Source organism: Moorena sp. SIOASIH, assembly GCF_010671925.1.
GTDB lineage: Bacteria > Cyanobacteriota > Cyanobacteriia > Cyanobacteriales > Coleofasciculaceae > Moorena.
The window spans coordinates 489,221-510,736 of sequence record NZ_JAAHIH010000006.1 but is presented as its reverse complement, the minus strand read 5'-3'; the positions used below and the strand labels follow the sequence as shown (position 1 = coordinate 510,736).

The following is a 21,516-nucleotide window of genomic DNA, read 5'->3' as shown; positions in this document are numbered from 1 at the left end:
GCTATACACTCTACAGTAAAGGAATTGTTAAATTGGTTGTGTAGTAATTGTAACACAATCCTATAGGCTGAAACCTAATAGCTCTAGTGCTGCCCTATAGGCACTTGCTAACGTTGCTTCAATTTATCCCAAGTCGGTAATGATAACAAATCTTGCTGCAACATGGAAATAGTTCCCAGGGGCAGGTCTTCCTCTGGTTTGTGTTCCAAGGCTCTTAAATAGTCTTCATCGGCTTGGTAGTTTGTGACCAGATAGTCAATGATGTCATCATCAAGGGTAATATTAAAATAGCCTATCAGTTGTTTGACCAAACAATGAGCAGTCTGGGTGCGTGCTTGTTGGACTTCTTCGACAAGCAAGGCTGCTAAGCCAGCTTTGGTTGTGGCTGCCAGATCTACTTCGATTCCTCCTAGATTGGCTTCAAAGGAGTTTTCAATGGCAATTTGTTCTTCTGGCTCTGATATATTTAAGTAATGGTCTAGTAAATTGACTAGTTCAATGGAGAGTTTTTTGTAATCTGATAAGTCAAGCTGTTGATAATTAGTTTGATGATTAAGTAACGCTGTTAAGGGACTGGTATGTTTAGACTCCAGTAAATCCTGTAACAGGGTCGTGATATCTTTAGCCAGAGAAACTTTATCGTTATCGGTCAGAAAAATAGTTTTCTCTTTTAGAATCAGAGCCGGATGTTTAAGTTTTTTATTCTGAGGTGATACCAGTTTAAAGTTATGACCATAGCAATACCATAATTTATGGTATTGCTGTTCTACCTGTAGCAGCTTTTTATGAAGGCTATTTAATCGTTTGTTGAGGCGGATGATATCGTCATAGCGCTTGTGAATTTTTTTATGATTAGCATGGGTAGTGTTGCTAAAATAGCTTTGTAATGTAGTAATAAGTAGTTGCTGTAATTGTGCTCTCGTAATCCCTAATACAGAATGGGTTGCTTGATCATCTGATCTATTTAAGTGTGCGATTAGGGCATAGATGCTGCTGTTACGCATGCGCCTTGTTAATTGAAAGTCTGACAAGAGGGAATCAAACGCTTCTTTAGCTTTTTTCAAATCGTTTCGTCCCTTAAACACCGGGTCGAGTAAAAGAATATAGCGGTTTTCAATTGGATGAGGTATAAATTTTGGGTTTTAGGGAACAGGGAACAGGGAACAGGGAACAGGGAATCGGGAGTCGGGAGTCGGGAGTCGGGAATCGGGAATCGGGAATCGGGAATCGGGAACAGGGAAGAGGCAAGAGGCAAGAGTGAAAAAATCTTGTGTACCTGATTAGACTAGAAAACACTATACTTCCCTAATCTCCCTATCTCCCCACCTCCCCATCTCCCTATCTCCCCATCTCCCCATCTCCCCACCCTTCCCACACTCCCCATCACCGGATTAGGGGGCATCCTGCCATTCTGGGGTCAGGGTGCGGTAATCATAGTTTGCGACACCGGGATGACAAGTCACACAAGTTTTAACCCCAAAGGGTCGAGGGATTTTCACTTGGGGATGTAGGGCTTTGAAATAACGGGATTGGGTCATACGATAAGGGACTTCTTCGTCTTTGTTATGGGGACGGGAGAAATCTCGCAAGTATTGCCAGGTCAGCAATAAACTTGGACCAAGTAGTCTTGGTAGTTGCGTACCATAATGTTCCTGTGGCTCTAACAATAACCGACGCCAGGTTTCGGTAGGCAATACTTCTGGTGGCAAAGCAATGTGACAACGGGAACAGTTTTCTAGGTAAAGCTCTTTGCCTAATTTGTAGCGCTTGGACACTGGGTCCATTGATGCGATTAATTCGGTCGGGTTGGAACTAACTGTTTCTGGCTCAATCGTATATCCTACGGCTCGCTCCAGTCCCCATCCTATGCTAATACTCCAAAAAATCAACAATAATAATAGAACCCAAGCTGAACGTCTACGGTTTCGCCTTGGGTTTCTTAACTTCAAAAATTTGGACATACCTCACACACAACACTTTTTAAGGAATTGGTACAGAGCGCAACAATTGCTCAACAATGGGCTGAGCACGACGCCCCCCCGAGGTAATGAGACGATGGGACAGTACATAAGGTGCCAGGAACTTGATATCATCTGGAATGGCATAATCTCGACCTTCCACAAAGGCTAGTGCCTGGGTTGCCCGTTGTAAAGCAATGGTACCGCGAGGACTGACTCCTAAGGTGACATCTTCGGCGGAACGGGATGCTCTGACTAAATTGAGCATATACTCTTGTAGTGACTGTTCTACTTTGACCTGGTGACAAAGATTCCGTAATTCTAAGACTTCATCGGTGGTGATACAGGGGGTGAGCTCGGAAACCATCATGCCTTCTAGATGGCGTTGCAACATCTGGAGTTCTTCTTGTTCTGTGGGATAACCTAGGGATAAGGATAATAGGAATCGATCCATTTGGGCTTCTGGCAAGGGGAAGGTACCTTGATATTCCACGGGATTTTGGGTGGCAATCACGAAAAAGGGCTGAGGTACGGGACGCGATCGCCCATCTACGGTGACCTGCTGCTCTTCCATTACTTCTAATAAGGCTGACTGGGTCCGGGGTGTGGCTCGATTAATTTCATCGGTTAGCAAGACATTGGCAAATACTGGACCTGGCAGAAATTCAAATTCACCACTGCGCTGATTCCAGATATTGGTTCCTGTGATATCGGTAGGTAATAGGTCAGGGGTACATTGAATACGTTGAAATTTCCCATCTATGGAACGGGCTAGGGATTTCGCTAGCAGTGTCTTGCCCACACCAGGGACATCTTCGAGCAAGGCATGACCCCCAGCCAATAGGGCCACAATCACTAGACGAATGGCATCTGCTTTACCAACAATCACACGACCGAGATTTTCCTGGAGCTGTTGAATTCGTTGTCTCATATAGCAGTGTTCAATTGGGTGAGGGACAAATTATTGGGTTTTAGGGAGCAGGGAACAGGGAACAGGGAACAGGGAACAGGGAACAGGGAATAGGGAATAGGGAACAGGGAACAGGGCAAACATCGGTTTGTGTACTTGATTAATATGAAAACCGCTATTAGTTTTAGAACATGCCCTATCTCCTATAAGCTAGCAAGGCTTTTGGGGAGATGGGAAAGATTTTGATCGGGTTTATCATACTTATGAGGTCGATTCAAGTTTCTTACCCCGATTCCCGACTCCCGATTCCCGATTCCCGATTCCCGTGAGCACAAACCCCTAAGATTCAGAGTCTTCTTCATCCATGGGCAGACTTTTATCAAGAAAAATTAAAAACTTCCCATCAGGCATGAGCTGTTTCATGGCTTGCGAATAGTTCCTAGCATCAGAAGGGCTGCAGAAGCGAGCGAAAACTAATGGTGGCCTGCCTCGCAATAGGCGAATCATGACCCACGGGTGTAAGCTGGGACTGGTTACGGTCGATGTCCCCTATTACGGGGAGCACCTCCGATTCAGAACCGTGCGTGAAGCTTTCGCCTCACACGGCTCCTAGGTATCCTCTCCCTTCGGAGTGCAAAGAGTGTATCTGTTGGTGGCAGCTTTGATGAACTGCTAAAAGGTTGTTCTTAGACCAATTGTCGTGGTTTCCATCAATGTGATGAAGATGTACATCTTCGTCTTCGAGGAACCTCAACCCACAGAATCCACAGGAATGGTTTTGCCTTTTCAATGCGTCGGAAGTATTATCGGAGTATAGGCGTGAATTCCTTTGACTCCAATATACTAAGTCACCGTCATAGGGTGACTTAGTACCCTTCACACTCACGTGTTGGTTTTGTTTGTATCCTACCTTTGGAAAACCCTTTTTACATAGTTCATTAGCTCTATACCGACTTACTTTCTTTTCCTTTCGGAACTTTCGGTGGGCAGTGTTGTTCATGAACCAGAGTGAATCCCGACTGCTGCTCATATCGCAGCTTGAATGGTAGTTTCTCCATCCGCGAACTATAGGGGCTAGCTTCGTTGCTTTTATTTCGGCACCATAATTCGAGTTGTTGACTATGGCTTTAATCTTCTGACGTATATTTCGGTGGTTTTCCTCTGAAGGAATTGACCGAAATTTTCCGTTTTTCTGGACGCGGAAATTCCACCCCAGGAAGTCAAAGCCATCTGTCGTTTTGGTCAGCTTGGTCTTTTCTTCGCTGATTTCCATCCCACGCTCTGCCAAGAATTCTTTCACTCTATTGAGTATTTTCTCAGCATTATCTTTTGGCTTTAGGATAAATACCATATCGTCTGCATAACGCAAACTGGTGTGAATATCCTCTATTCCATCAAGTGCAATATTGGCAAGGAGAGGGCTGACGACACCCCCCTGAGGGGTGCCTTGGTCTGGAAAGTGTGGGTCAACTCCTGCTTTGAGGCATCGGTATATTCCCTTTTTAATAGATGCGGGGGCTATTACCCTCTCCATAATGGTGGTATGAGAAATACGGTCAAAACACTTTTTGATGTCTAGTTCAATTACCCTTTTGTTGATTCCGTTTGAAGATGACCTTAAGTGACCAAATAGGCGTTTTTGTACGTCTTGAGTACATCTGCCCGGACGGAATCCGTAGCTGTCACCGCTGAATAGTGCCTCATGGGCAGGCTCTAAGGCATATTTAACTAGACATTGCCATGCTCTGTCAGCCAATGTCGGAACTTTGAGCACCCGGGTTTTTCCGTTCTTTTTAGGGATTGGTACTTTCCGGAGTCGATTATGCTTCCAGTCAGGTGCATAATCGTTCAATGCTTCTACTAATTCCCATCGCTGTCTGTAGTTTAGGCTTGACAGGCCATCCACTCCAGCCGTTCTCTTACCTTTATTTAATTGTGACACTTGACGGACGGCCAAAAGCTGCGCTGCTCGGGACTTCAGTATCAGTTTCTGTAGAGACCGCGCCTTCTTCAAGTCACCAGCCCGAACTGCTTTATACACACGCTTTTGTAGGCGGAATAGGTTTTGGCGGAGTTTCTTCCACTTTTGCTTCTTCCAAAGTTCACTATGATTGCTCACGTGTCTAACTATGCTCTCCAATAAACCTGTATATTCTGAATACCCGTGCCCAGTTTAAGAGCACATCCTACCCGACAGTGGGGATTAAGTTTGGCATAACTTACTACAAGAACGACCCTCTTGCAGACCCATTATTTGCTGTCGTTTTTACTTGTTCCGTCTGTTGGATTGTTATGACGATTTAGGGCAGTCCATTTCGCCCATCCTCATCTCAGAGATTACTACTATCGTCCTAACAATGTAGTGAGAATAAGAGGATGCCATCTACACGTATTTAACAGGTTTGTAGTGTCATTATAGGACGCTTTTCCAGGAACTTTTGCTGCTGTTACCCATATCGCCTTCCCATTAGCGGCAGTGTGACGCAACCTGTTCGCCTCTGATTCCGCCCTGATGCCAGCTTCACTCTGATGAAATGCCGTTCATCTCGGTGTGGCCAGGTAGGGTGTCACTTATCTCCTAAAGGGCAGGGCTTTCACCTGCATCCGCCAGACAGTTAGGTTTGTGATTTACTCACGCGCCCTCTGAATCATACCCCTCCCGTTTCGGGAGGCTCCATACTCAGAAACAAGCCGCACTAAGACATAATGTAAGGTATCTCCTTTAAAGGGGAGCCAGAGCCAGCCTTGGGCGTGTACATCTTCGGGCTGGCTCTTACTTTTGTATCTCCATTTTTAGGATAGCATAAAAAATATTATATTATAGCATATTTTGAAAAGTTTTGTAAATTTTTGGGGGAGTCGGGAATCGGGAATCGGGAGTCGGGAATCGGGAGTCGAGTCGAGTAGGGTGCCTTAGGGGCGGGCTTGCCAGCATGTTCAACCTCGTAACCAATGTTTGGATAGTCCGCACCGTAACGCACCACCAGTCAAACTGATTTGGTCTTGGGGTTTTGCTGCGGGATTAGCGCGATCGCATAAAGGAAAGGAAAGCGCGATCGCATCAACCAAAGCGCGATCGCATAAAGGAAAGGAAAGCGCGATCGCATAAAGGAAAGGAAAGCGCGATCGCATCACCAATACACAATTTTCCTGGTAGGTTGAACAACTACAGAATTCTAATCAAGGATCGGTGAGCCTCCCCTAACTCCCTGGTTGGTGATCCCCCCTAACCCCCCTTAATAAGGGGGGAACAAGAAGAAGGCAGTTACTGATCTGAGTCCCAACTCCCGATTCCCGACTCCCGACTCCCGATTCCCGATTCCCGATTCTAAATTCTCAATTCTAAATTCTACATTCTAAATTCTCAATTCTAAATTCTTAATTCTCAATTCTACATTCTTAATTCTTAATGCTTAATTCTCAATTCTCAATCCTTAATTCTCAATTCTACATTCTTAATTCTCAATTCTTAATTCTTAATTCTTAATTCTTAATTCTTAATTCTTAATTTCCCTAAAAAAATCCCTAGCTGCTTGACAGTCTCTCTGAATTTGGGCTTTGAGCTGGTCTAGGGAGGAAAATTTTTGTTCGGAGCGGATAAATTTCTTGAGGCTTACGGTTAGGGTTTGGCCATATAAATCTCCGGACCAATCGAATAGATGAACTTCGACGGTTAAACTGGTGCCCTTGACCGTGGGGCGCATACCAATATTCATGACACCAGGATGGGAAGATAAATTGGTGTCTAAGTTAGAGGGTTCAGGGGTATGGGAGACTTCGACGCAGTAAACCCCTAGCTTGGGTAAAAATTTGTCTGGGGGTAAGTGGAGGTTAGCGGTGGGAAATCCAATGGTTCTACCAAGTTGTTGACCTTTGTCTACTCTTCCGATCAGGGTGTATGGCCGTCCTAGGAATCGGTTGGCTTTGTCGATATCCCCTTCGGCTAAGGATTGGCGAATGCTGGAACTACTGATGCGTTGCTCTTGACGTTTGTACAAGGATACGATATGGACGGTAATACCGTAGGCGGAAGCGATCGCATCCAAATCCGTTGCGGTGCCAGCTCGCTTATACCCAAAGCAAAAATCCTCTCCGACACTGACTTGCTTTGCCTGGAGTTGCTCGACTAAAATCTTTTCCACGAATTCCTGGGGACTCAGGGAAGCTAGCTCCCGGTTGAAGGGTAATAGGGCTAACTGTTGCACACCCAAAACACTTAACTGTTGGGCTTTTTCTGCTGGTGGTGTCAGCAGCTTCCAGGCTTGACCGGAAAAGAATTCTCGGGGGTGGGGATTGAAGGTGGCTACGGTGGGATAGATTAGTTCTAGATTTGGGTCTAGATTCGGGCTACTGGTTTCCGGGTTACCAATTTGCTCAAGATTGGATGATGTCAGGGCTTGAGCTTGAGCCGTAACTGGCTTCGGCAAAATGGGAGCAATAACTTGCTGATGCCCCAAATGGACGCCGTCAAAGTTTCCTAGGGCAACAGCGGTTGGTGTTAATGCGGTAGTTAGAGATGATGTAATCCACACGCTTAATATTTTGACATATTTTGCCCGTGGTAGGCAATGGATGATTGCTAGGCAAAAGGCAAAAGGCAAAAGGCAAAAGTTTACTATAAGAGCTTTTCAGCTTGTATCAATGTCTTAACCTTAATGGGTAGTGCTATATTAATTGACCGATTAACTTATTTCAATAATTTAAATTCACCGTCAACCACTTCCACCAGGACAGGTTCACTCTGACGCTCCCCTTGGTTAGTAAACTGCAAAGGTAAGCCTGAGGTATCACTCGGGACAAGATTAATATTGCGGAGTCTGTTGAGAACTAGCTCTCGGTCGGCATCTTGGAACAAAGCCTGAATATAGGCTTGAGTAGCATCGAAGCTCGTGGCAGTGCGCCAGTTAACCTCTCCTTTCCATAGTTCCCTAGCTGCTGTAGAAAAGTTTATTGCCTGGGGTGATTCCCTAAACCAGGAGACTGGTATAGTCAACCCATCCACCGCTTGCCCACCCTCTGCCAAGGTTTTACTACTATATAAAGTATTCCCACCAAACAACCTCAGCCCTTGCTGATCTTGGTTATTGACTTTAAGGTTCAGGTTAGCGTTGGCTTTAGCAATATTAACAGCTGTATCAATGTATTCCACACTGGGGAATAACATGGCGGCCTTGACTTGATCGTCAAAGAGACTGCGTTTGACTTCTTCAGTTATATTCAGGTTAGGATTATTTAATTCAATCTCCCGAACCACCTCACCCCCTAGTTGTTTAAAGTGTTTTTGAAACGCTGTTTTGAAACTATTGCTATAGACACTGTCAGCATCATATAAAATTACGACCTGGTCTAAGCCAGGTTTAGTTTTGACATGTTGAGCCAGTGTTTTACCAAATGCTGAATTATAAAAATTTGTCCTAAAAAACACATTGTTCTTTTTATCAAGACTGGTTAAATCACTACCTGCACTAGTGGGGGAAATCATCGCTAAGCCAGCTTGGTCATAGACGGGCAGTGCCGCCTTACTGGCATCACTAGAGTTATGTCCAATTACTCCCAGGATAGAGTTGTCCTTAACCAAAGCCTGAGCTATTTCTTTGGCTTTGGCTCGATTGTTGCCATCGTTAGCGATCGCAATTTCCAGGAATCGACCATTTAATCCCTCTGAATTATTGAATTGATGTTGGGCCTGAGCTACCCCTCGCAATATTTCTTGTGCTCGGGATTTTGACTGGTCGATGGGCACCACCACAGCGATAGTGAATGGATCAAACCCCTGTTGACGAGCGCGGGCATTGTTGTAGTAAATAAGCAATTCTGGATCATTGGGATTAGCCTGCCAAGCTTGGTTAAACCAGTTAGCCGCTTCGGGATAGTTTTGGTTTTGGAATGCTTTAGTAGCCTCGTCAATTGTTTGCTTGTTGTCAATTCTAGCAAATAAGCTGTGATCACCCCGACTAATATTAATAGCGACGCATCTAATCCCGAAGACTTTCTGGGCACCTGGTGGACAGGGAGTTGATACTTCATACAATCCCACACCAACCAGGGAAATGATTGCTACTCCTCCTGCTAGTTTGCCTAACCAATTCCCTGGGCTAAGGTTCTGAGTATTACGGCGGTATCTATTTAGATTAGTCATCCTAGAGGGAGAACACTGGTTAAGTAATCGATCAAATTTAGCTATATAACTTTCAATTTTAAGTAGTTTATCTCGTGCCGATAGATTGTCTGGATCAATTTCCAAGACTTGGGTGAACTGCTCTGTTGCTGTTGCGAATGGTTGTTGCTCGATTAACTGATTACCATAATTTAGTAAGGAGCGCACCAACCCATCTTTGTTAAGGTTTTGGTCAACCTTATAGGCTCTTTGGTAATAGGTAACCGCTTTGTCAAACTCTCCAAACTCTAGATATCCTTGAGCTAGGGCAACTACAGCACTAAAATGATTAGGGTTTAGTTCTAAAACCTGTTCATATAGCCCTAGGGCTTTGGTAATTTCTCCCTGTTGATCCTGAGTAGTAGCTTGTTGATAGATGGGATTAGTTTGGTCTTGGTCTAGTTTTTCCAGTTTTAGGATCTCTTGCCGCAGTGGGTAACATTTCATCAACCAGCGCCGGATAAATTCAATGGTTACTTTACTTTTAGTTTTATCTAAGAAACCTCGTGAGGCTAGTTGGTCTGGTGCTTTCCTTAAGGAGGTTGTTAGAATAACCCCGTAGTGTTTGAGCAGACTTAATGGCTGGTCTGAACTATGTTTAGAACTATTTTTAACGGCATTATCCGCCTCGGCAAAGGCAGAAAATACTACTCGTTCTGGGATAGATAATCCGGCTCTAATCCATGCCAACCCAGCACTAGCATATTCTAGGGCTTGGTCTACACTGTTTTCCACATCCTCTGGAGTGATGTGCCACTGCTCTAGCTCCCTAGCTCTGCTAAAAATAGCAAAGCATAGGACTTGGGTAAAATAGGGATGCCCAGCAGATAGGTCGTAAATGGCTTGGATAGCAGCGGTTTCGTAGGTGAGTAGTCTTGCAGCTGGTTTGGTAATCAGCTCCTGGGTAGTTTGTTGATCAAGTAAGCCAATTTTTTGGATTGGCGCATCGTTGAATATCCGGAGTAAATTCGGTAAATCTTTGGATTCCTGTGCCACACAGAGAATCAGGTATAGATTATCCTGTCGATCAACTAAGGATTTTAAGTAAGGAAATAAATGCTGGGATATTAGGTTATTATCTTGATTATTATCTGGGCTATTTAAGGTCTCGAATTCATCCAGCAATAACCCTAGGTTTTGGTTACCCAAACTTTGATAGACTTGGGGCAAAAACTGCTTATAAAATAGGGAGGGGTCGGTGTCTAGAGCTATACGGTCAGGCAAGGGGATGTCAGGGGAGTCTAGTTCCAAGCTATCCAGGATTTCTGTGGCCAGTTCTTCCAAGACCTGACCAAGAGGTTTGTGACTGTAGGATTCCAGATCAAAGGGAACAAAGGCAAAGTTATCTAAGTTAACCGATTTAGGAATATAACGGAGGAGGGACGACTTACCAATCCGCCGTTGTCCGTATAGGATAATTACCTTGGTTTTATTCCTGAGGTTATCCTCGATAAACCGGAATAAGCTTCGCCTGCCCCAAAATAATTCCGGGTCATTTTCATCAATTGGACGACCAATGATATAGGGATTTATAGGAACTGTTAAATTCATTTTTTTTATCTCCGAGAGAGCAGAGATATAATACTAATGTTATTATTAATTAATAAATAATTGGTACTACCAAATCTTTGAAGTTTTGTCTAACTTTTTTTGATAGGTAACTCCCTAGGATGATGGTTGGTATCTTTAGATTTCTTCCCCAGAGTATACCTATAATATTTTAGTCAATCTTGTTAGTCAGTCTTGGTCAAGGAGACTTCGGTTGTATTCCCTTAAGCTTGATGATCAGGGGAACTTTTTAATCCCCCTCTTCGTCTTGTTCTGGCACTAATTTCAATTTTCCTTGACTAATCTCAACTAGGACAGGTTCACTCTCACGCTCTCCTTGGGTAGTAAACTGCAAACCCAACCCTGAGGTATCACTGGGTACAAGATTAATAATGCGGAGTCTGTTGAGAACTATCTCTCGGTCAGCATTCTTGAACAAAGCTTTAATAAAGGCTTGAGTAGCATCGAAGCTAGTGGCAGTGCGCCAGTTAACATCCCCTAGCCATAGTTCCCTAGCTGCTTGAGAAAATTCTTTGGCATCTGGTGCTTCCCGAAACCAGGGCACTACTATAGTCAACCCTTCAAGGGCTTGCCCACCCTGTTGCAAGGTTTGATAATTATTTAACGTATCTCCACCGAATAACCTCAAGCTTTGCTGATTTAAGTTAGCATTGGCTTTAGCAATCTGGGGAGTCATCACACGATATTCTACGCTGGGGAATAACATGGCGGCCTTGGCTTGATTTTGAAAAAGACTATCTTTAATTTCTTCAGTTATATTCAGGTTGGGATTGTTTAAGTCAATCTCCCGAACTACCTTACCCCCTAGCTCTTCAAAGTCTGTTTTAAAATCTTCTTTGAAACTATTGCTATAGGCGCTGTCAGTATCATAGAAAATTACCACCTGGTCTAATCCAGGTTGAGTGTTGACATGTTGAGCCAGTTTTTCCCCAAGTGCTCGATTAGAAGGAACTGTCCTAAAGAACACGTTGTTCTTGACATCAAGACTGGTTAAATCCGTACCGGTGCTGGTGGAAGAAATCATGGCTAAGCCAGCCTGGTCATATACGGGCAGTGCAGCCTTAGTGGCATCACTAGAGTTATGTCCAATTACTCCCAGGATAGAATTGTCTTTCACCAAAGCGTGAGCTATTTTTATAGCTTTGGCTTGATCGTTGCCATCATTAGCGATCGCAATTTCCAGGAATCGACCATTTAATCCCTCTGAATTATTGAATTGATCTTGAGCCTGAGCTACCCCTCGCAATATTTCTTGTGCTCGGGATTGTGACTGGTCTATGGGCACTACCACAGCGATAGTGAATGGCTGAAAGCCCTGTTGACGGGCTCGGGCATTGTTGTAGTAAATCAGCAATTCTGGATCATTTCGATTAGCCTGCCAAGCTTGGTAAAAACCCTGAGCCGCTTCGGAATAGTTTTGGTTTCGGAATGCTGCAGTAGCAAGGTCAATTTTTTCGATGTTGTTAATTCTAGTAAATAAGCTGTGCTCACCTCGACTAATACTCCCACTAATAGTATTGGTGACACATCTAATCCCAAAGACTTTCTGAGCACCGGTTGGACAGGGAGTTGATACTTTATACAATCCCACACCAACTAGGGAAATTATTGCTACAGCTGCTGCTAGTTTGCCGATGCCTAACCTAGTAGGATTGGGGATTTTATGAACCGGATTAATAGGTGCCTGACTAGTCAAGGGTTTGATTTTAGCTTCAGTATGTTCTAGTTTATCCCTTGCTAATTTGTAGTCAGGCTCAATGTCCAACACTTGCTGAAAAGCCTTCTTGGCTTTTGTGAATGCTTGTTGGTCGATCAACTGATCTCCATAATTTAGTAGCGATCGCAACAACCCTTCTTTGCTTTGTACTGGCTTAACTTGATAGACTCTTCTATAGAGTTCTACGGCTTTGGTGAAATTCTTGGCCTGGAGATAGCCCTGAGCTAAAGCCAACAGAGCGCTAAAATGATTGGGATTAACTTGCAAAACCTCTTCATAGAGCACTAGTGCTGTCTGAATTTCCCCCTGTTGATACCGTGTCGTGGCTAGTTGATAGATCGGATTAGTTTGGTCTTGGTCTAGTGTCTCCAGTGCTAGTATCTCTTGCCGTAGTGGGTGATACCGAAGCAACCAGCGGCGGACTAATGGCACCTTTACTCTACATTCTGTGTCATCTAGGAAACTGTAGTTTGTAAGTCGTTTGGTTGCTTGATACAAGGACTTGGTCTGGCTCACACCATAACCCTTGAGGAAGGATAATGGGTCTTCTAACACCCGCTGGTTTTGTGAGATCCCTCTTTGTTGAGCCTCTGCCACCGCTGAAAATACAACTTGCTCTGGGATCGGTAAGCCATCCCACAACCATGCCAACCCCCCTTGAGCCCTCTCAATTGCCTGGTTGACTATGGGTTCTACATCTGCGCCAGAAATCCTCCAGTTCTGGTTTTCCCTAGCCTCCGAGAACAGAGTAAAGCATAGGACTTGGGTAAAATAGGGATGCCCTGCTGATAGGTGGTAAATGGCTTTGATGGCTTGGGATTCATAGGTCAGCACACCCTCAGCTGGTTTAGTAATTAGTCGTTTAGTACTGATGTCACTCAGAAAACCAATTTGCTGGTAAGGTGGACTCCCAAACACCTTGAGTAGAGTGGGCAGATCATCCAGATTCCGTCCCACTACCGCAATTACAAATAATTGCTTGTGCTGTTTAATCAGGTCAGCTAAATAGGGAAAAAAATTCGGCTCTGCTGACGGGATATTGTGGTCAGTTAAAACATCAAATTCATCCAGTAATAATACTAGGTTTTTATCGTTTAATTCCCGATAAACCTTAGGCAAAAATTGATTAGAGAAGATAGCTTGATCAGTTACTAACTCTTGTTCTGAGGGGGGAGTAAGATAATCGGGAGCTAGATCAAAGTCATCAACCAATTGGTCACTAATGTCTTGAGCCAAGTCATAGAGAATACGACTCAAGGGTTTGTTAATGTAGCTGTGCAAATCGAAGTTAACAAAAACAAACTGATCGTTAGCAACTTTGTTGGGAATTTGTTCCAAGACCGATGACTTGCCAATCCGTCGTTGACCATGGAGTAAGATCACCTTTACCCTCTGCCTGAGGTTGTCTTCGATAAACCGAAACAGACTCTCCCGTCCGAAAAATTTGTCTGGATCATCGATTAGACTCCCGATAATATAAGGATTAGGAGGATTAGGGTAATTATTAACGATTCGTGGGCTATTCATGATTTGTTTAACTTTTCTCCAAACCACTCAAGGTTTGCTGCCATTTGAAGTTAGGGGAAATACACCGGACACTTTACTCACCCATGGCAGAGCAGTCTGGACTTTCTCTTGATGTTGCGATATCCACTTAATCGCCTCAGTGACTTGATGAGCTTGACTATGGCTGAGCAGATTGAGAAAGACTTTTTGCCTATCTTCTAGTAACGGATTATTAGTCTGCCAAAGTTCCTGAATCAACCACCGTTCCATAATGGATGAAGTAAATAATAAGTCTTGATGACTGATCATCATTCCTTGTTGGTTTTGTTTAGTAATCACCCCTCGTTCTACAAGATTAGTTAACTCTCGCTGGTTTTGGATAAAGATTACCTCAATACCCCTCAAGTTAAAGTGCTTGTTATGATGGAGACGACTGTCTAACTTGAACAAGGCCATCAAGATCAATAGGGCTTGCTCGACTTGGCTGCACCGTTTCCAAATCGTTTCAAAGATCGGTCGGGTAATACCTTCAAAGTCCTGAACAAAGGCTTGGGCATCAGGGACTTTGCCAGTTTTTAGCTCTCGATAAAGCAAAGAACCAACAATCTGGAGCAAAGCTGGATGTCCACCAGCAATCTCTCGGATCAACCCCCGTAATTCTGGGGTAATTGGCATACCAGCCATTAATTGATCAATGTCACGGTCAGTAAATGGCTTGAGGGATTGGAACAGATAATGGTTGTACCAGGGAGAACTATTGGGATTGAGAGCAGGACCAAGTTCATTGAGAGGGCGAAGTGAGGCCACAATCATGGATAAATATCGCCTCTCCAGAGACTGATAGGCAATACTGCGACACTCATTGACAAAGGTTTCCATGTCAGCATGAGTATAGTGCGGGTTTTCCCGCAGTGCCCAATCATAGTCATCTACTAGCAACAGCAAGAATTTGTGGCGTTTGCGAAGCTGCTTTAATACTTGGCGCATGCCCCTAGTGGTTGCTTTTCCCTGGTTCAGCAATGTTTCGATCTGTTCCTGGAGGTCTGGCTCACTGTGTAATTCCTCTTGGATCAGACTCAACACTTCTTGCCAAAACCCTGAAGCTGTAAAGGGTTGAATACTTTCGCAACTCAGAAGCACGATCACGGCCTGGGATGGATCTTGTCCATACTTTTGCCAAACTTGGGGGGAAGCCAGAAATTCCAAGAAAGAGGTCTTGCCCATGGCTGGCCCCCCCCAAAGGGCTAAGTTACTGCGGTTATAGATTTGATCAAAGGCAGCCTGAATTTCTGATCGTCGTCCCACAAAACGGTCTGGGGAAACTGGCTGACCATAGGTAAAAGGATTTTGCATGATATTTATGGCTCCGATATAGCGTTTCCCAAGCTAGCAAGCTACAATTAGAACCCTCTGGGAATTCTACTAAAGAACTATGAAAGCCTTCTAATTTGATCCTAGACAAAAAATTATTGATTATACTCAAGGTAATATTTCTAAACCTCAGATCGATCAACAGTTCCATGTTGCTTTAAGCTTTGTGAAAAAATAAGCAATTCCAAAAAATTAATTAGACATTTTTAATACCTGAAATTAGTTTGATTGCAAGGGTTACAGAAAATTATAGTAGGTGATTAATTCTGCACGCTGTGCTTAATCAAACAGTATCAATAAACCAGCAATATGCTGCCCAAGTCCAAAATTAACAAACTCCTACAAAACTGACATCAGAACAATTCACTAGATCTCTCTTCTGTCAGACTGGGTATAACCGTAGGAATTTCGTGAACGAACCTCTGAACCTCAACGGTGAGTCTCTGGATATCAACGGTGAGTCTCTGGATATCAACGGTGAGTCTTTGGATATCAACGGTGAGTCTTTGGATATCAACGGTGAGCCTCAGAACCTCAACGGTGAGCCTCAGAACCTCAACGGTGAGCCTCAGAACCTCAACGGTGAGCCTCAGAACCTCAACGGTGAGCCTCAGAACCTCAACGGTGAGCCTCAGAACCTCAACGGTGAGCCTCAGAACCTCGTGAACGAGCCTCAGAACCTCGTGAACGAGCCTCAGAACCTCGTGAACGAGGCTCAGAACCTCGTGAACGAGCCTCTGAGCCTCCCTTGGGGATCCTCTGGGCCTCGTGAACGAGCCTCTGAGCCTCCCTTGGGGATCCTCTGGGCCTCGTGAACGAGCCTCTGAGCCTCCCTTGGGGATCCTCTGGGCCTCGTGAACGAGCCTCTGAGCCTCCCTTGGGGATCCTCTGGGCCTCGTGAACGAGCCTCTGAACCTCGTGAGGTAGGGAACAGGGAATAGGGAACAGGGAACAGTAATATAGCATTTCTCATACTCATGAGCGACATTGCTTATCCCTTTAAGGCAAAAGGCAAAAGGCAAAAGGCAATAGTAAAGAGGGTTTTAAGGGAATCAGTTTCAAAGAATACTGTACCTCATAAATATGAGAAACGCTATAATATAGCACTACGCATTAAGGTTAGGACATTGATACAAGCAGCAAAAGCTCTTGTAGTAAACTTTTGCCTTTTGCCTTTTGCCTCTTGCCTTTCGCGTAGCGCTATATTTGATTCTTTAAGAACTGAAGTGGTGCGTTACGGGGCGGGCTGTCCTAACACTGGCTACGAGGTGGAACATCAGGGCAAGCCCTTTGGTGGTGCGTTACGGGGCGGGCTGTCCTAACACTGGCTACGAGGTGGAACATCAGGGCAAGCCCTTGGCTGGTGCTTTACGGGGCGGGCTGTCCTAACACTGGCTACGAGGTGGAACATCAGGGCAAGCCCTTTGGTGGTGCGTTACGGGGCGGGCTGTCCTAACACTGGCTACGAGGTGGAACATCAGGGCAAGCCCTTTGGTGGTGCGTTACGGGGCGGGCTGTCCTAACACTGGCTACGAGGTGGAACATCAGGGCAAGCCCGCCCCTAACGCACCCTACGCCACTTGGTATGCTAGTACAGAGTTGATTATAGTAGTTCCCGATTCCCGATTCCCGACTCCCGATTCCCGATTCCCGATTCCCTACTCCCTACTCCCGATTCCCTTTCTGATATGATCTCTGGTAATCCTCTTGTAGTTCTCTGGCATCGTTTTCTAGGAATTTTCCTGGCTTTGAGTTTTGCGATCGCACTGCCTGGCTGTAGCATCAGCCAATTTGAAACCACAGAAGCTCATGTTCCCCACATAGTCCAGAGTATTCTCAGTGACATAAATACCTTTAACTATGCCCTCAACCAAAGTGCTACCAATATTTTTGGTCTTACCTTTCAGGGTTTAGTAGACACTGATGGCATCACCGGGGAAATAATCCCGGGTTTAGCGGAATCCTGGCAGATTTCGGAGGATAAACTTAAAATCCTATTTACCTTGAGGGAGGGGCTAAAGTGGTCCGATGGTGAGCCCCTAACCACTGATGATGTCGTCTTTACCTATAATGACATCTACCTCAACCCAGAAATTCCCACTGATTCTAGAGATATCCTCCGGGTTGGCAAGAGTCGAGCCTTACCAAAGGTCAGGAAGATAGACCAGCGTCAGGTGGAATTTTCTGTGCCTGAACCCTTTGCGCCCTTTCTCCGCAGTACTGGCTTACCGGTCTTACCCGCTCATGTGCTGCAAGAATTCGTAAAAACCAAAGATTCAGAGGGGAATCCTAAGTTTTTGACCATGTGGGGGGTAGATACAGACCCCAAGGATATTATTGTCAACGGTCCTTACAAACTCAAACTCTACCGCACCAGTCAGCGGGTGGTTTATGACCGTAATCCCTACTACTGGAAAAAGGATGAACAGGGAAACCAGCAACCTTATATTGAGCGGGCGATCTGGGAAATTGTAGAATCAACCGATTCATCCTTCATTCAGTTTCGCTCCGGCGGATTAGATGCTCTGGGTGTATCCCCTGAATACTATTCCCTGCTCAAGCAAGAGGAAAAAAAGGGTAACTTTACCATCCACATCGCTGGTCCTACCCTCAGTTCCAGTTTTATCTCCTTCAATCTCAACACCGGTAGCCGGGATGGAGAGCCTTTAGTAGATCCAATTAAGTCCCGTTGGTTTAATACTCTCGAATTTAGACAAGCCGTTGCCTATGGCATAGACCGGCAAACCATGCTGAATAATTTGTATCGGGGGTTAGGTGCGCCGCAATATTCTAACTTACCCGTGCAAAGCCCCTATTATCTGTCACCAGAAAAAGGGTTACCAGTGTATGACTATAATCCCGAAAAAGCCAAGAAATTACTGTTCAAGGCGGGCTTTAAATACAATGACGAAGGGGAACTGCTCGATAGCCAAGGTAATCGAGTCCGTTTCACCTTAATGACTAATGCTGGTAATAAGCTGCGAGAAGCCATGGGAGCACAGATTAAGCAAGACCTCAGTAAAATTGGCATTCAAGTCGATTTTACTCCCATTGCCTTCAATACCCTAGTAGACAAACTCGGCAATAGCTTAGATTGGGAATGCCATCTGCTTGGTTTTAGTGGCGGTGGCTTTGAACCCAATAATAGTTCTAATGTCTGGTCTGTGGATGGGGGATTGCACAGCTTTAATCAAAAAACCTTCCCTGGTCAATCCCCCATTCAAGGTCGTAAAATAGCCGATTGGGAGCAAAAAATAAGTGACCTTTATATCCAAGGCGCTCAAGAATTAGATGAAAACAATCGCAAAAAGATTTATCAAGAAGCCCAACGGATTAATTTAGAACACTTGCCTTATATTTATCTGATTAACCCTCTCTCCATGACCGCAGTTCGTAATTCCATAGAAGGAATTCAATATTCCGCTCTAGGAGGCGCATTCTGGAATATTGATGAACTGAAAATTTCAGAATGAACAGGGAATAGGGAATAGGGAGTAGGGAATAGGGAATAGGGAATAGGGAATAGGGAATAGGGAATAGGGAATAGGGAGCAGGGAGCAGGGAATAGGGAACAGTAGGAAAGAAATAGGAGGATTTTTTGATGTTATGATCAATCATCATTATTAAACCTTAAATTTGAAACATTAAACCATTAAAACTTCTTCCCTACTCCCTACTCCCTACTCCCTACTCCCTACTCCCTACTCCCTGCTCCCTGCTCCCTGCTCCCTACTCCCTACTCCCTACTCCCTACTCCCTACTCCCTACTCCCTACTCCCTATTCCCTGTTCCCTGTTCCCTGTTCCCTGTTCCCTTAAAAAAGAAAATGACTCAACCCGAAGCACTAAAATCTCTACTGGAAGCGGTTGCGGCTGGTGACCTTAGCCCAACTGTTGCTCTAGATAAACTGAAGGATTTTACCTACGAAGAAGTGGGTGATTTTGCCAAAATTGACCACCACCGCACTTTAAGAACTGGATTTCCTGAGGTAATTTGGGGAGAGGGAAAAACCCCTGACCAAATTGCTCAGATTATGGCGGTAATGCGCCAGCGGAATCCGGTAGTAATGGCCACACGGATTACACCAGAGGTGGCAACAGAGCTAGAGTCAAAAGTCCCAGAGTTACAGTATTATTCCACAGCTCGGATTTGTGCGATCGCACCATCCCAGCTCGAACCTAAGTATGCCGGTATCATTAGTCTAATTTCCGCTGGCACATCAGATTTACCAGTAGCTCAGGAAGCCGCAATAACCGCTGAGTTATGTGGGTTTCAGGTCAAGCGCCTTTGGGATGTGGGGGTAGCTGGTATCCACCGCTTGCTGAATAATCGACAGATGATTGCCGAGGCCGATGTCTTAATTGTCGTAGCTGGGATGGAAGGAGCATTGCCCAGTGTGGTAGCTGGCATGGCCGATTGTCCAGTGATTGCCGTTCCGACTAGTGTCGGCTATGGAGCCAGTTTTGGTGGTATGGCACCCCTGTTAACGATGTTGAATTCTTGCGCACCAGGGATAGGAGTAGTGAATATTGATAATGGCTTTGGTGCTGCTGTCTTAGCTGGACAGATTCTTAGGACTGGTAATAAGTTGCAGAGTTGATAGAACAAGGGAATAGGGAATAGGGAACAGGGAACAGTAGCAAAGAGCAAAATACCTCACACAATTGAGAACTGCACTATACTGAAAATAGTGCCACAAGAGTTAAATCCAGTCATAAACGTTTCCCAAAATCGTTGTTGTCATCAGAGTAGGAACTACGAGAAAAATGAGCAAAAATCTACTTAAAGATACTGATTTAATCGAAAACAACTTATTTCCTATCCCCGAGCCTCCGTCCTCCTCTCCCCCTTCTTCCTACACTCCTCCCCCTCCCCAGACTCTCCCCACACTTTTCCCCCTATTCCCAATTCCCTCTTCAACACTTCTGAGATAATTACTGATTGAATTACTAATTAGTTCCAATGCCAAACAATCCCTTCATTGTCGGTCAGCCAGTCCCCCCAGAGCGTTTTGTGGGACGAACTGCTCTGATTAAAACCGCTTTCGATCAAATCTCCAACCGCAGTAACCTATCCCTGTGGGGAGGTCCAGGAATTGGAAAGTCTTCCTTTCTGGAATTACTGACATGGCCAGAAATCTGGCGAATGCACCAGACCGACCTATCGGAAGCAGTAATTGTGTTGTTAAATTGCCTCAGTATCCATCCCTTCACTGGGTCTGGCTTCTGGGGAAAGGTCTTGAGCTTGATTAAAACTAAACTGGACACCAATCCAGGGCTGCAAGCAGATATCGATAGATTAGTCCAAGACGGAAAAAGCACTGCTGAAGATTTCCGCAAAGTCTTGGGTAAGCTGGGAGCACACAATAAATTCCTAGTATTGCTAGTTGATGATTATGATGCTGTTTTTCTCCCTCATGAAACCTACACTGAAGCTGACATGAAAGCCTTTCTAAGTCAGTGTCGCACCGTAGCCAATTTGGCTAAGGAAAGGCAATATCTTTCGATGATTGTTACGTCTTCTCGCCGTCTTAATGAACTTGGGCCGAGTCTCACTCCAGGTCAATCCCCGTGGTACAATCAATATATGTTTCGACAACTTAAGCCATTTACCAAAAATGAAGTAGATGCTCTGCTACTGGGTATGCCCATGACACCAGCTTTGCGGGATGGTATTGCCGAGATTGCTGATGGACACCCAGGCTTGCTACAGAATGCCGGTTATCTGCTTTACCAAGAGTTACAAGCTGGAGGAGACCTCAAACCTGCTACCTTTGCCGAAAAGTTTAAAGAAACAACCGTACATATCTTTCAAGCAATGTGGGAACTATCTAATCCCATCGAGCAAACGTTGTTAATGCTAATTGCCCTGTCTGAACTAAAGGGTCGATTGCCTAATCAGCGCTACGATATCAGTGATTTAGATAACATTTTTAGTCAGCAGGAGCTAGAGTTAAATGCTCTAGTGGGGCAAGGAGTAATTAAACGTCAAGACACTGAAAATAAGATTAGTTATTCCTTTGCATCTTCTATTATGGAGTGGTGGGTGGTCAAAAAAATCCAGAATAGCAATGAAACTGAACTAGAACAACGAAAGAAAGTATTTCTGAATGTGATGAGTTCAAAGCAAGCAGAAAAAGTTACTAAAGCCATTCGTTGGTTATGGAACAACAAAGACCAGGTGCCACCTATCCTAGGATGGATTGGAACAGTGGCAGCTGCCCTTCCAATATGAAACGGGAACAGGGAATAGGGAACAGGGAACAGGCAAGAGGCAAGAGGCAAGAGGCAAGAGGCAAGAGGCAAGAGGCAAGAGAAGGATAACTTGT

At 44.7% G+C, this 21,516-nt stretch carries 17 protein-coding genes; 5 read left to right on the top strand and 12 right to left on the bottom strand.

The genetic code is table 11. From position 1 onward, the window contains the following. Positions 1–107: 107 nt before the first annotated feature. The 11 genes from F6J90_RS34250 to F6J90_RS34200 all read right to left on the bottom strand — a co-directional run bounded on the left by F6J90_RS34250 (position 108) and on the right by F6J90_RS34200 (position 16,210). Complete coding sequence (locus F6J90_RS34250; RefSeq protein WP_293104352.1) at positions 108–1,064, bottom strand: hypothetical protein; 957 nt, start codon at positions 1,062–1,064, stop codon at positions 108–110. Positions 1,065–1,113: 49 nt separating this feature from the next. Beyond that, entirely contained in the window at positions 1,114–1,296 is a 183-nt protein-coding gene (locus tag F6J90_RS34245; RefSeq protein ID WP_293104349.1) for a hypothetical protein, read from the bottom strand. A 95-nt stretch (positions 1,297–1,391) separates the two neighbouring features. Then, positions 1,392–1,892 carry a cytochrome C gene (locus F6J90_RS34240; RefSeq protein ID WP_293104346.1) on the bottom strand — a complete coding sequence of 167 codons (501 nt, stop codon included), beginning with the start codon at positions 1,890–1,892 and terminating at the stop codon, positions 1,392–1,394. A gap of 88 nt (positions 1,893–1,980) precedes the next feature. Continuing rightward, positions 1,981–2,889 (bottom strand): MoxR family ATPase, encoded by a 909-nt coding sequence (locus F6J90_RS34235; protein WP_293104343.1) that lies wholly within the window; start codon positions 2,887–2,889, stop codon positions 1,981–1,983. Positions 2,890–3,466: 577 nt separating this feature from the next. Next, the gene (locus F6J90_RS34230; protein WP_293097984.1) at positions 3,467–4,987 is read right to left on the bottom strand and encodes a reverse transcriptase domain-containing protein; all 1,521 of its coding nucleotides are present in this window, start codon (positions 4,985–4,987) and stop codon (positions 3,467–3,469) included. Positions 4,988–5,805: 818 nt separating this feature from the next. Beyond that, on the bottom strand, positions 5,806–6,000 hold the full coding sequence (locus F6J90_RS34225; RefSeq protein ID WP_293104340.1) for a hypothetical protein: 195 nt from the start codon (positions 5,998–6,000) through the stop codon (positions 5,806–5,808). A 365-nt stretch (positions 6,001–6,365) separates the two neighbouring features. After that, a complete protein-coding gene (locus F6J90_RS34220; RefSeq protein WP_293105288.1) occupies positions 6,366–7,400 on the bottom strand; it encodes a bifunctional riboflavin kinase/FAD synthetase in 1,035 nt (344 codons plus the stop codon). Between the two features lie 155 nt (positions 7,401–7,555). Then, positions 7,556–10,576 (bottom strand): ABC transporter substrate-binding protein, encoded by a 3,021-nt coding sequence (locus F6J90_RS34215; RefSeq protein ID WP_293104337.1) that lies wholly within the window; start codon positions 10,574–10,576, stop codon positions 7,556–7,558. 247 nt (positions 10,577–10,823) lie between these two features. Then, entirely contained in the window at positions 10,824–13,838 is a 3,015-nt protein-coding gene (locus F6J90_RS34210) for an ABC transporter substrate-binding protein (protein WP_293104334.1), read from the bottom strand. 27 nt (positions 13,839–13,865) lie between these two features. Beyond that, complete coding sequence (locus F6J90_RS34205) at positions 13,866–15,170, bottom strand: ATP-binding protein (protein ID WP_293104331.1); 1,305 nt, start codon at positions 15,168–15,170, stop codon at positions 13,866–13,868. 371 nt (positions 15,171–15,541) lie between these two features. Beyond that, positions 15,542–16,210 (bottom strand): hypothetical protein, encoded by a 669-nt coding sequence (locus F6J90_RS34200; protein ID WP_293104328.1) that lies wholly within the window; start codon positions 16,208–16,210, stop codon positions 15,542–15,544. A gap of 105 nt (positions 16,211–16,315) precedes the next feature. Between F6J90_RS34200 and F6J90_RS34195 the strand changes: the two genes are divergently transcribed. The 3 genes from F6J90_RS34195 (at position 16,316) to F6J90_RS34185 (ending at position 18,661) form a co-directional block, all read left to right on the top strand. After that, the gene (locus F6J90_RS34195; RefSeq protein ID WP_293104326.1) at positions 16,316–16,510 is read left to right on the top strand and encodes a hypothetical protein; all 195 of its coding nucleotides are present in this window, start codon (positions 16,316–16,318) and stop codon (positions 16,508–16,510) included. Between the two features lie 172 nt (positions 16,511–16,682). Then, positions 16,683–16,880, top strand: a complete 198-nt coding sequence (locus F6J90_RS34190; RefSeq protein ID WP_293104323.1) for a hypothetical protein — start codon at positions 16,683–16,685, stop codon at positions 16,878–16,880. Next, positions 16,877–18,661, top strand: a complete 1,785-nt coding sequence (locus F6J90_RS34185) for an ABC transporter substrate-binding protein (RefSeq protein WP_293104321.1) — start codon at positions 16,877–16,879, stop codon at positions 18,659–18,661. Before F6J90_RS34190 ends, F6J90_RS34185 begins: the two co-directional genes overlap by 4 nt. Here F6J90_RS34185 and F6J90_RS34180 read toward each other — a convergent pair. Next, on the bottom strand, positions 18,653–18,802 hold the full coding sequence (locus F6J90_RS34180; RefSeq protein ID WP_293104318.1) for a hypothetical protein: 150 nt from the start codon (positions 18,800–18,802) through the stop codon (positions 18,653–18,655). The two genes, F6J90_RS34185 and F6J90_RS34180, sit on opposite strands and share 9 nt — an antisense overlap. Positions 18,803–19,014: 212 nt before the next feature. Between F6J90_RS34180 and larB the strand changes: the two genes are divergently transcribed. After that, on the top strand, positions 19,015–19,788 hold the full coding sequence (larB, locus tag F6J90_RS34175; protein ID WP_293104315.1) for a nickel pincer cofactor biosynthesis protein LarB: 774 nt from the start codon (positions 19,015–19,017) through the stop codon (positions 19,786–19,788). Positions 19,789–20,150: 362 nt separating this feature from the next. Beyond that, positions 20,151–21,422 carry an ATP-binding protein gene (locus F6J90_RS34170; protein ID WP_293104312.1) on the top strand — a complete coding sequence of 424 codons (1,272 nt, stop codon included), beginning with the start codon at positions 20,151–20,153 and terminating at the stop codon, positions 21,420–21,422. Positions 21,423–21,516 lie beyond the last annotated feature (94 nt).

Coding starts and splice junctions, on each gene's coding strand:
- F6J90_RS34210 (WP_293104334.1), bottom strand. CDS start 13,838: ATGAATAGCCCACGAATCGTTAATAATTACCCTAATCCTCCTAATCCT.
- F6J90_RS34235 (WP_293104343.1), bottom strand. CDS start 2,889: ATGAGACAACGAATTCAACAGCTCCAGGAAAATCTCGGTCGTGTGATT.
- larB (WP_293104315.1), top strand. CDS start 19,015: ATGACTCAACCCGAAGCACTAAAATCTCTACTGGAAGCGGTTGCGGCT.
- F6J90_RS34225 (WP_293104340.1), bottom strand. CDS start 6,000: ATGCGATCGCGCTTTCCTTTCCTTTATGCGATCGCGCTTTCCTTTCCT.
- F6J90_RS34215 (WP_293104337.1), bottom strand. CDS start 10,576: ATGAATTTAACAGTTCCTATAAATCCCTATATCATTGGTCGTCCAATT.
- F6J90_RS34185 (WP_293104321.1), top strand. CDS start 16,877: ATGATCTCTGGTAATCCTCTTGTAGTTCTCTGGCATCGTTTTCTAGGA.
- F6J90_RS34205 (WP_293104331.1), bottom strand. CDS start 15,170: ATGCAAAATCCTTTTACCTATGGTCAGCCAGTTTCCCCAGACCGTTTT.
- F6J90_RS34170 (WP_293104312.1), top strand. CDS start 20,151: ATGCCAAACAATCCCTTCATTGTCGGTCAGCCAGTCCCCCCAGAGCGT.